The organism is Nocardia carnea, from assembly GCF_029868855.1.
Classification (GTDB): Bacteria; Actinomycetota; Actinomycetes; order Mycobacteriales; family Mycobacteriaceae; genus Nocardia; species Nocardia carnea_A.
The window spans coordinates 1-13,437 of the sequence record NZ_JARWOV010000042.1 but is presented as its reverse complement, the minus strand read 5'-3'; the positions used below and the strand labels follow the sequence as shown (position 1 = coordinate 13,437).

General features: G+C 66.1%; 13 protein-coding genes. 6 read left to right on the top strand and 7 right to left on the bottom strand.

Annotated features, from left to right (window positions below; genetic code table 11):
• Positions 1 to 360 precede the first annotated feature (360 nt).
• The 5 genes from QH195_RS03505 to QH195_RS03485 form a co-directional block, all read right to left on the bottom strand.
• A complete protein-coding gene (locus QH195_RS03505; protein ID WP_280422097.1) occupies positions 361 to 666 on the bottom strand; it encodes a DUF1416 domain-containing protein in 306 nt (101 codons plus the stop codon).
• 5 nt (positions 667 to 671) lie between these two features.
• Positions 672 to 1,505: a sulfurtransferase gene (locus QH195_RS03500; protein WP_280422096.1), complete on the bottom strand. Its 834-nt coding sequence runs from the start codon at positions 1,503 to 1,505 to the stop codon at positions 672 to 674.
• Positions 1,506 to 1,533: 28 nt separating this feature from the next.
• The gene (locus QH195_RS03495; protein WP_280434296.1) at positions 1,534 to 2,034 is read right to left on the bottom strand and encodes a DUF4395 domain-containing protein; all 501 of its coding nucleotides are present in this window, start codon (positions 2,032 to 2,034) and stop codon (positions 1,534 to 1,536) included.
• Positions 2,035 to 2,623: 589 nt separating this feature from the next.
• Positions 2,624 to 3,070, bottom strand: coding sequence for a thioredoxin family protein (locus QH195_RS03490; protein WP_280422094.1), 447 nt, complete (start codon positions 3,068 to 3,070; stop codon positions 2,624 to 2,626).
• A complete protein-coding gene (locus tag QH195_RS03485) occupies positions 3,067 to 3,876 on the bottom strand; it encodes an LmeA family phospholipid-binding protein (RefSeq protein WP_280422093.1) in 810 nt (269 codons plus the stop codon). The genes QH195_RS03490 and QH195_RS03485 overlap by 4 nt, the downstream gene beginning before the upstream one ends.
• A 159-nt stretch (positions 3,877 to 4,035) precedes the next feature.
• Here QH195_RS03485 and QH195_RS03480 point away from each other — a divergent pair, with 159 nt between their 5' ends.
• From QH195_RS03480 to pstB, 6 genes are all read left to right on the top strand, one after another.
• Complete coding sequence (locus QH195_RS03480; protein WP_280422092.1) at positions 4,036 to 4,806, top strand: winged helix-turn-helix transcriptional regulator; 771 nt, start codon at positions 4,036 to 4,038, stop codon at positions 4,804 to 4,806.
• An 11-nt stretch (positions 4,807 to 4,817) separates the two neighbouring features.
• Positions 4,818 to 5,732, top strand: a complete 915-nt coding sequence (mshD, locus tag QH195_RS03475) for a mycothiol synthase (RefSeq protein WP_432278368.1) — start codon at positions 4,818 to 4,820, stop codon at positions 5,730 to 5,732.
• Between the two features lie 436 nt (positions 5,733 to 6,168).
• Positions 6,169 to 7,278 carry a phosphate ABC transporter substrate-binding protein PstS gene (gene pstS / locus QH195_RS03470; protein ID WP_280434295.1) on the top strand — a complete coding sequence of 370 codons (1,110 nt, stop codon included), beginning with the start codon at positions 6,169 to 6,171 and terminating at the stop codon, positions 7,276 to 7,278.
• An 88-nt stretch (positions 7,279 to 7,366) separates the two neighbouring features.
• A complete protein-coding gene (pstC, locus tag QH195_RS03465; RefSeq protein WP_280422098.1) occupies positions 7,367 to 8,338 on the top strand; it encodes a phosphate ABC transporter permease subunit PstC in 972 nt (323 codons plus the stop codon).
• Entirely contained in the window at positions 8,338 to 9,243 is a 906-nt protein-coding gene (gene pstA, locus QH195_RS03460; RefSeq protein WP_280422090.1) for a phosphate ABC transporter permease PstA, read from the top strand. The genes pstC and pstA overlap by 1 nt, the downstream gene beginning before the upstream one ends.
• 19 nt (positions 9,244 to 9,262) lie before the next feature.
• Entirely contained in the window at positions 9,263 to 10,039 is a 777-nt protein-coding gene (gene pstB / locus QH195_RS03455) for a phosphate ABC transporter ATP-binding protein PstB (protein ID WP_280422089.1), read from the top strand.
• Between the two features lie 706 nt (positions 10,040 to 10,745).
• Here pstB and phoU read toward each other — a convergent pair.
• Positions 10,746 to 11,408, bottom strand: coding sequence for a phosphate signaling complex protein PhoU (gene phoU, locus QH195_RS03450; RefSeq protein WP_280421179.1), 663 nt, complete (start codon positions 11,406 to 11,408; stop codon positions 10,746 to 10,748).
• Between the two features lie 79 nt (positions 11,409 to 11,487).
• Positions 11,488 to 13,125 carry an LCP family protein gene (locus QH195_RS03445; protein WP_280434294.1) on the bottom strand — a complete coding sequence of 546 codons (1,638 nt, stop codon included), beginning with the start codon at positions 13,123 to 13,125 and terminating at the stop codon, positions 11,488 to 11,490.
• Positions 13,126 to 13,437: the final 312 nt, after the last annotated feature.

Genomic DNA, 13,437 nt, shown 5'->3' with positions numbered 1-13,437 from the left:
ACTCTTTTTTTTTTCTGTGTTCCCTCTATTTTTTTCTCTTGTTTCTTCTTTGTTTATCTTTTTTTACCTAACCTCGGCCGCCCCTGTTCTCTTTCTCGGCCGCCGCGCGGCCGCCCCGGGTTTCGGCCCCCGGAGGTCCTGCTTTCTGCACTCGCGGCTGCGCGGTTCGGCGCGGGCCGGACCATTTATGGCTTCGACAGGGCTCTGCTGGGCGCTCGGCATGCTCGGTCGACCGTTCGGCCGAGACTCAGCAGGTGAGCGGCCCTGGGGTCGGCCGGTGGTACGGGTTCCGCAAGACGAATGCGCAACGGCCCGGGACCGGCTCGAATGAGGCGGTCCCGGGCCGTTCGTTGCTGGGTACTACTTCGAGACGGCGACGTCCACGTTGTGGATGCCGGGTCCTTCGGGCTTCAGCTCGGAGCTGCCGTTACCCGCGGACGACAACGCCCGCAGGGTCCAGGCACCGGGGGCCGCGAAGAAACGGAAGTCACCGGTTCCGGAGGCGACGACCTCGGCGGTGAAATCACCGTTGCCGTCGAGCAGGCGCACGAAGGCGCCCGCTACGGGCTCGCCGTCGGTGCCGAGAACGCGGCCGGTGATAACTGTTTCCTTCTCCACATCGACGCCGGCCGGAATGGCCTGACCTTGGGTGGGTGCTGCGCACATGGTGGTTACTCTCCCAACTCGATCGGTGCGCCGACCAGCGAACCGTATTCGGTCCAGCTGCCGTCGTAGTTCTTGACATTCTGGTGTCCGAGCAGCTCCTGCAGCACGAACCAGGTATGCGAGGAACGCTCGCCGATACGGCAGTAGGCGATGGTTTCCTTGTTGCCGTCCAGCCCGGCCTCGCCGTAGAGCTCGGCGAGTTCCTTGTCCGATTTGAACGTGCCGTCTTCGTTGGCGGCCTTGCTCCACGGCACGTTGATCGCGCTGGGGATGTGGCCGGGCCGCTGGCTCTGCTCCTGCGGCAGGTGCGCGGGCGCCAGGATCTTGCCGGTGAACTCGTCGGGGGAGCGCACGTCGACCAGGTTCTTGGTGCCGATGGCGGCGATGACCTCGTCGCGGAACGCACGGATCGAGTTGTCCGGTTCGGCGGCCTTGTACTGGGTGGCCGGGCGGGAAACCTCGTCGCGGGACAGCGGACGCCCGTCGAGCTCCCACTTCTTGCGGCCGCCGTCGAGCAGCTTGACGTTGTTGTGACCGTACAGCTTGAAGTACCAGTATGCGTACGCGGCGAACCAGTTGTTGTTACCGCCGTAGAGCACGACCTCGTCGTCGTTGGCGATCCCGCGCTCCGAGAGCAGCGCGGAGAACTGCTCCTGGTTCACGAAGTCACGACGAACCTGATCCTGCAGGTCCTTCTTCCAATCGAGCCGTACGGCGCCCTCGATGTGCCCGCCCTCGTAGGCGGAGGTGTCCTCGTCGACCTCGACGAAGACGACGCCGGGGGTCTTGAGATTCTCTTCGGCCCAGTCGACGGAGACCAGGACATCGGAGCGAGCCATTTGTTTCCTTTCAGTGGTGACTAGCGATTCAGTTGGGTGCGGGAGATTCGGACAGGGAACGGTGAGCCAGCCGGGTGACCAGCGGGTACATCTTGCAGCCGAGGCAGATACCGAACGCGGCGTTCAGGAATGACGCGAACAGGGCGAACCCGGCGAAGAGCGCGCCCACCGCCGGGACACCGAGCAGGAAACCCAGCAGACTCACGGCGGCGAATACGAAGCCGAGCAGTTGGGCGAACCGCAGCGGCGCGGTGGGTTCGGATTCGGTGACCGGCCCCAGGCGGGGCGCGACGAGACGAGCGTAGAGCAGGCCGTACGGATGCCGGCGCGGCCCCAGTGCCGCGCCCGACGCGAAAACGGCCGCCTGTACCGCGATCGCCACCGCAGCCGCGGGTGGGGCGACGGTGGCCAGCAACAATACGACGACCAGGACGCCCGTGGTTATCCAGGCGACGAAGCGGGGACCACGGATATCGACCTGCCCGGCGGCTGTCCCCGGGCCGCTTGCTGAGGTGGTGATACGGGGCATGAACAAAACTCCTGCGCTCGAACTGTTCGGCGGAATTCGGCCGGTTCTCCGGGGGAAATGAATCGCTCGCGCGGACGAACCGTGGTCGGCGTCAGGAAAAGAGCCGACCGCTCAGCGGCACAGGCAGCAACAACCACCGAGGCGGCACAGATCGACTGTGCGGCGACGGGTGAGCATCAGCTCGCGGTGGGTTTGCACATCGGCAGTCTACCCAATCCCCGCGAGGATCCAATGGCTAGGGGGTGATCCCCTGGTCAGGGGGCCTTACGAGAACCACCCGACCTCGGACCGGGCCCGAGCCGACTCCGGCTCACCGGACTACTCGCCCCGCCGCGGCCACGCCCGGCGGAGGCGGGTGCGCACACCCCGGAACCGGATCTCTTCAGACGGGCGGATCCGAAACGGCACCCCGACCCGCCGAGTGAACACGACACTGCCGGACTCCCGTTCCACCGAATGGGTCACCTTCATGGGTGGGGCCCGCCCCTGGTCTGGAGCGACGGAGCGGGGGAGCGCAGCGGAGGAGCGGAGGAGTGAAGACCAGGGGTTGAATAGGGCCCCACCCTCGAGCCGCGGAGCGGCTCCGAAATCACAGCGCAGCCGTCAGCGGGCTCAGAGCACTCCGTAGATCGCTCGTCTTCGGCACCCCGGAGATCCGGAACCGTTCCCGGCCGTCGGCGTCGAAGACGAAAGTGGTCGGCAGCGAGAGCACGTTCAACGCTCTGGCCAGTGCCGGATCCGCGTCGATATCGATCTCGATATCCCGCGGCGGCTGCGGGGAATCGGCCAGGTCCGCGGTGGCATCGGCGACGACCCGTCGCACCGCAGCGCACGGCCCGCACCAATCGGCCGAGAAATGCAGCACCGCCGGCCCGCCCCCGGTGACCCCGGCGGCCACCAGCAGTTCGTCGCGAGCGTCGGTGTCGCGATCCAGGGTGGCCGGGGCCGTCCGTACCGCGCCTTCGCGATGGCGCAGGTAGAGCCCCACCGCCAGCCCCGCCAGCAGCATTACCACCAGGATGGTGATCTCGATCATGGTCGCCGCAATCTGTTGAGGTCGATCGTCACATCTTCGCCCCGGCCCTCCACCACGATATGGCCACCCAGCGCGGTGACCTCGGTGGGCCGGATCCCGAATGGGAGTTCCTTGGTATCGATGGTACGGGTGAACATCGCCAGCACCGCCGGGATATCGGCCTCGTCGACCACCGGCTCGGACGGGACGGGCGAGAGTTCCTCGGAGTACAGGCCGGTGGCCACTATGCGCACCTGGTCACCGTCGAGCAGCAGATCCGCCGCGACGCTGACGCGCTCCCCGGTGAAGCTGGCACCCTGCTGGCCGCTCGGGGCCTTCGGCAGCGTCCCGGTGAGTACCAGTGCGCCGGCGGTGGTCATTCCCGAACCGCCCGAGCCGCCGGTCCCGTCGGATTTGTCGGCGGGCCGCGAATGCACTTCGAGGTCCGGGATGCCGAACAGCCGGCCGAGCTCGGTGGGGGCGACCCGCATCCGCACATCCACCTGATCCACCGGCAGGCTGCGTACCCGGCCGTCCACCAGATCGCCGAATGGCAGCCGCATTCCCAGCAGGGTGGCCTCGAGGGCGATTTCCCCGGGGATATCGGCGCGTACGCTGTCGGCGTTGATCTCGATATTGTCGTAGCGGCCGCCGAGTGCCTGCCGCAGGAACGGGAACCCGTGGAAGGTGACTTCCGGGTCGGCACTGAGTTCGGCGCCGACCCGCAGCGATCGGGATACTCGGTATTCCGAATATGCGGCCGCGCCGAAATCGGCGACCACTGCCAGGCCGGCCAGGCACAGCAGTCCGATGATCAGCTTCCGCATGTCATGCACCCTAATGGACGCCGCACGCCCGCTGCTCGCGGCGCCGGAGGCGCCGGCGGGACACAGCGCGCTAATCTTGCAGCCAACACTTTGTGGATAAGCAACGTGGCGACGGCGACGAAGCTGGCTTTCGCGTAGCTACGAGATGGGAGGAGTGCCGTGGAGCTGCTCCTGCTGACTTCCGACCCGGACCCCGATTCGGTTCTGCCTTCGCTGTCGCTGCTCGCGCACAATGTGCGACCTGCGCCGACCGAGGTGGCATCGTTGCTCGAGGCGGGCACCGCCGATATCGCGCTGGTGGATGCCCGAACCGATCTGGCCGCCGCGCGCGGGTTGTGCCGGCTGCTCGGCAGTACGGGATCGTCCGTTCCGGTGGTGGCCGTGCTCACCGAGGGCGGTCTGGTCGCGGTGAACGCCGATTGGGGTCTCGACGATATTCTGCTGCCCAGTACCGGGCCGGCCGAGCTCGATGCCCGGCTGCGGTTGCTGGTCGGCCGTACCGGTGGGGCGGCCAGCCCGGAGAACACCGGCAAGATCACCCTGGGTGAGCTGGTGATCGACGAGGGCACCTACACCGCGCGGTTGCGTGGTCGCCCGCTCGATCTCACCTACAAAGAATTCGAGCTGCTGAAGTACCTCGCGCAACATGCCGGACGGGTTTTCACCCGCGCGCAGCTGTTGCAGGAGGTGTGGGGGTACGACTTCTTCGGCGGTACCCGCACGGTCGATGTGCATGTGCGGCGCTTGCGGGCGAAGCTGGGCAGCGAATACGAATCGCTCATCGGCACGGTCCGCAACGTGGGCTACAAGGCTGTGCGGCCGGCCCGGTCGCAGAACAAGGGGGAGTCCGCCGAATCCCGCGCCGGCAACGGTGACCGCGAGGGTGCGGACGATGATTCGATGGCCCCGGTCAACGGCACGGTCCAGTGAGCGCGGGAGCTGTGCCCGGTATCGAATTGCGCTGGGTCGAGGGTGCGCTCGGCAACGGTGACGAGGTGAGTGCCCTGTTGGCGGCCGTCGCGGCGGCCGACGGGGTGGCGCCTGTTTCCGAACAGGGTCTGCTGGCGCTGCGGGGCGATTCGCCGGTCCGGCATCTGCTCGCCTTGCGTGTTGGTGCCGTGGTCGGTTACGCGGGTCTCACTCCGGAACATGACGAACATCCCGCCATGGCGGAGGCCGCGGTGGCCCCCACGCAACGGGGCCGGGGTATCGGCCGGGAATTGGTGGCCGCTGTGCTCGCCGCCGGTGGCGGCGGGGCCCGGGTGTGGGCGCACGGGAAACTGCCCGCGGCGGAGGCGGTCGCGGCTCGGTTGGGTCTGGTCGCGGCGCGCGAACTGTGGCAGATGCGGCGGCCCTTGGCAATACCGCAGCTACCCGATGTGGAGATTCCGGCCGATATCGTGGTGCGTACCTACGCCGGCCCGGCCGATGACGCCGAACTGCTGCGGGTCAACAACGCTGCCTTCGATTGGCATCCTGAGCAGGGTGGATGGACCGAAACCGAACTGGCGCAACGACGCGCCGAAACCTGGTTCGATCCGGCCGGCCTGTTCCTGGCCTTTGCCGCGGACGATTCCCGCCGGTTGCTCGGTTTCCACTGGACCAAGGTCCATCACGACGAGAATCCACCGGCCGGTGAGGTCTATGTGGTGGGTATCGATCCCGCCGCGCAGGGCCGGGGGCTCGGCCGGTTGCTCACCCTGATCGGCCTGCACCATCTGCGCGAAGCAGGGCTGGGCGAGGTGCTGCTGTACACCGAGGCCGACAACACCGCCGCCGTCCGGACCTACAGTCGTCTGGGTTTCGGTCCGGCGCATATCGACATCGCGTACACGGTCCCGGCCGGGAGCGGATAACAGCGCGGGCGTGCGGGTCCGGTACGACGGCTGTGCCGATCTTCGCGGCCCAGGGAGCGCGAGGCCGTCGGCGCAGCACGCCTTCGCGCCGAAGTAGGGATTCAGGGTCCGGGTTCGGCGAACGGCGGCCCGGCGATATGAACCGGCGTACGTGTTACGGCTGGGTCCGGCGGCCGCCGATCACGACCGTTCGGCGGCGTTCGAGGGTGTGCCGAGTAACAGGGCGGCAAATATCACACATTCCGGGCGTCATCAGGCCGCCGGTGTTCACTTTCCGTTCACTCACCCTGGTCCGGCTGTCTACCGACGGGACCTAGGTTGATTCTGGGCGGTCGTGGGCCGCCTGGTGTGCGAGTTCCCCCGCGAACGGCCGCACCATGAGACCCGCCCGGGCCGGTGAGGGACCGGGCGAGTAGGACGTATCCGGAGGACTGGAGTGAAGTTCAAGCGCAGCAGCGCCATCGTCGGCGTTCTCGCCGCCGCGATCCTGCCGTTGGCTGCCTGTGGCAGCGACGACAACACCGCCGCGACCGGTGTCGATGCCAACACCGAGGTCCAGTGCGGTGGCAAGGAAGCTCTCAAGGCCAGTGGTTCGTCGGCGCAGAAGAACGCCGTCGAGCGTTTCACCGCCGCCTACGAAACCAACTGCGACGGCCAGACTCTCAACTACACGTCGAGTGGTTCGGGCGCCGGTGTGAAGGAATTCCTCGGCGGCCAGACCGATTTCGCCGGTTCCGACTCGCCGCTGAGCGAATCCAAGGGCGAGGTGGCGAAGGCCGCTGAACGCTGCGCATCGCCGGCATGGAACCTGCCGACCGTGTTCGGCCCGATCGCCATCACCTACAACGTCGCCGGTGTCACCGATCTGGCGCTCGACGGCCCGACCATGGCCAAGGTCTTCAACGGCACCGTGAAGACCTGGGACGCGCCGGAGATCAAGGCGCTCAACCCGGACGCGCAGCTGCCCGCCGAGCCCATCAAGGTCATCTACCGGTCGGACGAGTCCGGCACCACCGACAACTTCCAGCTCTACCTGGACGCGGCCTCCGACGGCGCCTGGGGCAAGGAAGCCGGCAAGGTCTTCAACGGCGGCGTCGGTGAAGGCGCCAAGGGCAACGAGGGCACCTCGGCCGCCGTGAAGTCCACCCCGAATTCGATCTCCTACAACGAGTGGTCCTTCGCCAAGGCGCAGAACCTCTCCCAGGTGCGGGTCATCACTTCCGCCGGGCCGGAACCGGTCGAACTGACCTCGGCGACCGCGGGTAAGGCGATCGACGGCGTGAAGATCAAGGGCGAGGGCAACGACCTGGTGCTCGACACCTCGTCGTTCTACAAGCCCACCGAGGCCGGTTCGTACCCGATCATCCTGCCGACCTACGAGATCGTCTGCTCCAAGTACGCAGACGGCGAGGTCGCGGCCGCGGTGAAGGGCTTCCTCACCTCAGCAGTCACCAACGGCCAGGAAGGACTGGAGGACAACGGCTACGTACCGATCCCGGAGCAGTTCAAGACCAAGCTGACCACGGCGATCAACGCCATCTCCTGATAGTGCGAATATGACAGTCAACCCAGAGGTAGCCTCCGCGGGCTCGTCCACCGGGGCGAGCCTGCGTAAGGCTGGAGACACCGCATCCATGTCGAGCGAACCGAACAAACCGCCGTTACGCCCACAGGGCGGCGGGCAAGGCCGGCGGGCCGAACTGGTTTTCAAATCGCTGGCCGTAGCCGCCGCCGCGATCATCGTGGGCTCGATCGCGCTGATCGCGTTGTTCCTGCTCATCCGTGCGGTGCCTTCGCTCGGGGCTGACCAGGTGAACTTCTTCACCAGCACGGAGTTCAACACCGGCGATGCGGACAACCTCCGCTTCGGTATCCGTGACCTGTTCATGGTGACGGTGTTGAGCTCCGCGTTCGCGCTCATCATCGCGGTGCCGATCGGTGTCGGTATCGCGCTGTTCCTCACCCGCTACGCACCGAAACAACTGGCCCGCCCATTCTCGATGCTGACCGATCTGCTGGCCGCGGTGCCGTCGATCGTGTATGGCCTGTGGGGTCTGCTGGTGCTGGCGCCCTACCTGAAACCGGTCCAGCATTTCCTCAACGACAACCTGGGCTGGTTCTTCCTGTTCGCCGACGGCAATGTCTCGATCGCCGGCGGTGGCACGATCTTCACCGCCGGTGTGGTGCTGGCGGTGATGATCCTGCCGATCATCACCTCGGTCGCCCGGGAAGTGTTCGCGCTCACCCCGACCGCGCATATCGAGGCGGCGCAGGCGCTCGGTGCCACCAAATGGGAAGTCGTGCGGATGACCGTGCTGCCCTACGGGCGCAGCGGTGTCATCGCCGGTTCCATGCTCGGTCTGGGCCGCGCGCTCGGTGAGACCATCGCGGTGCTCATCATTCTCAAGACTTCCGCGGATGCGGGCGGCTGGTCGCTGTTCGACGGTGGCTTCACCTTCGCATCCAAGATCGCATCGGCCGCTGCGGAGTTCAGTGCGCCACTGCCGACCGGCGCTTATATCGCGGCGGGCTTCGTGCTCTTCGTGCTGACGTTCGTGGTCAACGCGCTGGCCCGGTTCGTGGCCGGCGGAAAGGTGAACGGCTGATGGCCACCATGACCAAATTCGATCAGCCGATCAAGGCGCCTACTTTCCGCGATGTGAGCACCGCGCGGAAGGTCAAGAACAATATCGCCACCGGGCTGTTCACCCTGTGCTTCGTCATCGCGCTCATCCCACTGATCTGGGTGCTGGGCATGGTGGTGGCCAACGGTTTCGAGGCGATCCTGTCGCTGGACTGGTGGCAGAACTCGCAGAAGGGCGTGCTGCCCGATCAGACCGGTGGCGGTGTCTACCACGCGATCTACGGCACCATCGTCCAGTCGGCGGTGGCCGCCGTGATCGCCGTGCCGCTGGGCATCATGGCCGCGATCTACCTGATCGAATACGGCACCGGCCGTTTCGCCAAGGTGACCACCTTCATGGTCGACATCCTGGCCGGTATTCCCTCGATCGTCGCCGCGCTGTTCGTCTTCGCACTGTGGATCGCGACCCTGGGCTTCCCGCAGAGTTCCTTCGCGGTCGCCCTGGCGCTGGTGCTGCTGATGCTCCCGGTGGTGGTGCGCAACACCGAGGAAATGCTGAAGCTCGTCCCGGACGAGCTGCGCGAAGCCTCCTATGCGCTCGGTATCCCGAAATGGAAGACGATCGTCAAGATCGTCATCCCGACCGCCCTGCCGGGCATGATATCCGGCATCCTGCTCGCGCTGGCCCGTGTCATGGGTGAGACCGCGCCGGTGCTGGTGCTGGTCGGCTACAGCAAGTCGATCAATATGAATATCTTCGACGGCAATATGGCCTCGCTGCCGCTGCTGATCTACCAGGAACTGGCGAACGCGGAAGACGCGGGACGCCAGCGCGTATGGGGTGCGGCGCTCACGCTCATCCTGCTGATCGCACTGCTGTACCTGGCGGCCGCGGGTGTCAACAAGTTCCTGATGCGGAACCGATAAGGCGGAAACGGAAAAATAGATGGCCAAGCGCATCGATATCAAAGACCTGAACATCTTCTACGGCAAATTCCATGCCGTCGCGGATGTCTCGCTGAACGTCTTGCCGCGCAGCGTGACCGCCTTCATCGGCCCTTCCGGATGCGGTAAATCCACCGTGCTGCGGTCGCTGAACCGGATGCACGAGGTGACCCCGAACGCCAGCGTTTCGGGTGCGGTCATGCTCGACGGGGAGGATATCTACGCCTCCCAGGTGGATCCGGTCGGCGTACGCCGCACCATCGGCATGGTGTTCCAGCGGCCGAACCCGTTCCCCACCATGTCCATTCGCGACAATGTGGTGGCCGGTCTCAAACTCCAGGGCGTGCGCAACAAGGCCGAACTGGACGAGGTCGCGGAACGCTCGCTGCGCGGCGCGAACCTGTGGAACGAGGTCAAGGACCGGCTGGACAAGCCCGGTGGCGGGCTGTCCGGCGGTCAGCAGCAGCGTCTGTGTATTGCCCGCGCCATCGCAGTGTCCCCGGACGTACTGCTGATGGACGAGCCCTGTTCGGCCCTGGACCCGATCTCCACCCTGGCGATCGAGGACCTGATCACCGAATTGAAGAAGGAATACACGATTGTCATCGTCACCCACAACATGCAGCAGGCGGCGCGGGTGAGTGACAAGACCGGTTTCTTCAACCTGGAAGCCCAGGGAAAGCCGGGCCGGCTGGTCGAGATCGACGATACGGAGAAGATCTTCTCCAATCCGGGCGAGAAGGCCACCGAGGACTACATCTCGGGTCGCTTCGGCTGAGCCACCACCGGCGGCACCGACGATCGAGAAGCCCGGGGGAACGATTCCCGCGGGCTTCTCTGTCTGCGACGTACAGGCCGGAATCCCTCGTGTAGCCACCAGCCCGCAGCGTCCGCTGCACTGCCCGGCCTCACGTAGTCGAGACGAGTTATTGTTTCTTCCAACCTCTTTCGATAATCTGTGTGAGGCGGGGGGGAGAAAAATGACACGACCTCTGCGAAATTTGTTCGAGTGAAAGAGGATTCGTGATGGCAGTACGATTGCTCACCAGTGGATTGCTCGGTGTGGCCACGATCTTGGCCGCGACCTTGCTGGCACCGCAGGCTGGAGCTGCGCCGACAGGCCCGTGTAACGAGCATACCGTTGGCAACACCCACCATGAGGGCACGACGAAGTGGCTGTGCTACTCGCATGGCCAGGGCCGGTACGAATGGATCGTAGTCGGATAGCGATACCGGCTACCGTCGAAATCTACGCTGTCGACAACTGGCAATCAGTCGGCACGTAACCCGACTCCAATGATCGGCCCGCCCGGTACCACGCCGGGTTTCAGCGATCTCCGCAACGCCCGGAAGATCTGGGTGTTGCGGAGATCGTCGTTTCTGTACGGGGTGGCCACGACTCCCGCATCGGCCCGGACCCGCAGAAAAAACTGTGGCCCGAGAAACTCTCGGGCCACAGTCCATCGTTCGTGGGCAGGCGTGGCTCAGCTCTCGGTGTCGGTGTCCGGGGGCAGTTCGCCCGTCACCAGGAAGATGACCCGGCGGCCGATCTCCACCGCGTGGTCGGCGAACCGCTCGTAGTAGCGCCCGAGCAGGGTGACATCGACAGCCGGCGCCACCCCGTACTTCCATTCCCGGTCCATCAGCAGGGTGAACAGGTGGCGATGCAGATCGTCCATCGCCTCGTCGTCCTGGTTCAGCTGCGCCGCGCGTTCGGGGTCGCGGGATTCCAGTACTTCCTTGGCGCCCTGGCCCATACTGACCGCGATCCGGCCCATTTCGGCGAAATACCCGTTCACCGCCTCGGGCAGGGCGTGGTTGGGATGCCGGCGGCGGGCCACCTTGGCCACATGCAGGGCGAGCGTACCCATCCGGTTGACGTCGTTGACGATCTGGATCGCACTGACCACCTGCCGGAGATCGCCGGCGACCGGGGCCTGCAGGGCGAGCAGCGCGAAGGACTTCTCCTCCGCGTCGGCGATCATCTCGGCGATTCGATCACCTTCGCTGATGACCTGCTCGGCCAGCGGCAGGTCGGCCTGGAGCAGAGCCTGCGTGGCGCGATCCATGGCCGAACCGGCAAGCCCGGCCATCTCGCCCAGCAGGTGGGCGAGATCGGCCATTTGCTCGTTGTAGATGACACGCATGAAACAGAAGACTAGTTCGCCGCACTGTCCACGTCACCAACACGGGGTGAACAACCCGGTAGACGGGCTGCCCCGGTGGTCACTGGATGGCGCAGGGATCATCGCCCGCGTTCACATGCTCGAGGTCACTGGGCAGTTCCACCGGCCCCGTGCCGGCGGCCGCCACATCGGTGATCGGGCTGCCGACCAAGGCAGGTTCGTTCACGATCTGCTGGTAGTCCTCGCCCAGAACGAGTTCGACAATGCTGCCGAGGGACTCGTCGAGCTGCATGGTCGCCCCGGGAATCGCGCTGGCCACCGTGGCCGCCTCGGCCTCGTGACCGGCGGAGTAACGGACTTTCGTCTCGGTCGCGTTCCCTTCGGTGTAATTGCCGTAGTTGTAGATGTTGAAACCGACGTTGGCCATCTCGCTCGCGGTGGAACTCGCCAGGCCCGCGATTCCCGAGCCGTTGGATACCAGAAGCGACAGGGTGCTGGGATCGACCGCGGTGAGCGACGGCGGCACCGGAGCCTCGGAGGTCGGGGGCGGCGCCGGTGCGGTCTTCTCGCCCGGCAGCGGCTGATCGTCCCGGATCGCCTGGAAGATGGCCTGGATATCGGAGGTGCGGGGGATCTCGTTGCCGTAGGAGGTGGTACCCGCGGTGGGAACGGTCAAGAAGGTCACCGCCCCGGAATCCAGGTCCTGCAGCGATTTGCCCAGCATCAGCAAGTCGTTCGGTTCGACCTGATCGACAAACGTCGCCTTGGAGAAAGCCTGGACGAATCCGTTCAGCCGCCCAGGATCCAGCAGCATCTTGCTCGACAAGGCGCCGCGCAACAGTGAAGCCAGGAACGTCTGCTGCCGGTTGATCCGGTCGTAGTCGCTGCGCTCTTCCCCGTAGACATGCCGGGCGCGGACGTAGTTGAGCGCGGTTTTCCCATCGATCCGATGACGGCCCGCTTCCGGGATGATCGTGCCGAGCGTGTCGTCGATGAGGGGTTTGCTCACGCACACCTCGACACCGTTGACCTTGTCGACCATCTGCTCGAAGCCGGCGAAGTCGATACCGATGAAGTGGTTGATCGTGCTGCCGGTCAATCGCTGGATGGTGGACAGCAGGCAGCGGGGACCACCCCGCGCGTATACGGCGTTGAGCTTGTCGTTCATCGCCGAGGGGTACACATCCTCGGTGTAGCCGGGCTTCTCGTTGTCCCAGCCGTTGCATTCGGGGCGGGTGACGTCCAGGTCGCGAGGGAAGGACACGATCACGACCCGCTGCCGGTTCTTCGGGATGTGCACCAGCATGGTGGTGTCGGCGCGCGCACCCTCGGCATCCTCCACGGTGCCGGCACCGACCTCGGCGTTGTCGCCGGCACGGGTATCGGTACCGACGATCAGATAGTTCTCGTCACCGAGCTGAGCCTGCGCGTCGATCACATCGTCTTCGTTCTCGGCCAGCGCCGAGACCTGGGTGAAGCTGTTACCCGTGGCGCGCAGGTAGCTCCAGCCGCCACCGGTGATCAGCAAGGCCAGCACGGAGAGGAACGCGACGCCCGCGCGTGCCGCCAGGCGCATCCGCTTCTCCCGCCGCGACCGGGCGGCCGACCGCGGCTTCGTCTTACCGACTGTTTCGGGTCCGGCCGGTCCCGAGGTGGGCCAGCCGCCCGTGTCGGTTCGTCCCCCGATACGCGTTCCGTCGTCATCGTCGAGAGGCGGCAGCACATCGGTGGCGTTCATATCGACCCCGGCCGCAGCGGCTTTGTTGCGGCGGCCGAGTGTGCTGCGTGATTGCCGGGCGCGTTTCGAAGCCCGGCCGGCATCTGGGCGCGGGGCGGCGGCCGCTGTGTCCGGAGGCTGGGACAGCGCGGTTGTGGGCTCGGGCTCCGCGACCGGCGCGGGACGCCGACCGTTCGGCGGCCGGGAAGCATCGTGTGCCGGTGTGGGCGGGGGCACGGCCGCCCGGCCTTCCGTGGGCGGCCGAGCGGGGCCTCTGCCGGGTGGCGGGTCGCCGCCGAGGTCCGGGGGTCGGCCCGGGGGACGAGGCGGGGG

Coding starts and splice junctions, on each gene's coding strand:
- QH195_RS03505 (WP_280422097.1), bottom strand. CDS start 666: ATGTGCGCAGCACCCACCCAAGGTCAGGCCATTCCGGCCGGCGTCGAT.
- QH195_RS03500 (WP_280422096.1), bottom strand. CDS start 1,505: ATGGCTCGCTCCGATGTCCTGGTCTCCGTCGACTGGGCCGAAGAGAAT.
- QH195_RS03495 (WP_280434296.1), bottom strand. CDS start 2,034: ATGCCCCGTATCACCACCTCAGCAAGCGGCCCGGGGACAGCCGCCGGG.
- QH195_RS03490 (WP_280422094.1), bottom strand. CDS start 3,070: ATGATCGAGATCACCATCCTGGTGGTAATGCTGCTGGCGGGGCTGGCG.
- QH195_RS03485 (WP_280422093.1), bottom strand. CDS start 3,876: ATGCGGAAGCTGATCATCGGACTGCTGTGCCTGGCCGGCCTGGCAGTG.
- pstC (WP_280422098.1), top strand. CDS start 7,367: ATGTCGAGCGAACCGAACAAACCGCCGTTACGCCCACAGGGCGGCGGG.
- pstA (WP_280422090.1), top strand. CDS start 8,338: ATGGCCACCATGACCAAATTCGATCAGCCGATCAAGGCGCCTACTTTC.
- pstB (WP_280422089.1), top strand. CDS start 9,263: ATGGCCAAGCGCATCGATATCAAAGACCTGAACATCTTCTACGGCAAA.
- phoU (WP_280421179.1), bottom strand. CDS start 11,408: ATGCGTGTCATCTACAACGAGCAAATGGCCGATCTCGCCCACCTGCTG.
- QH195_RS03445 (WP_280434294.1), bottom strand. CDS start 13,125: ATGAACGCCACCGATGTGCTGCCGCCTCTCGACGATGACGACGGAACG.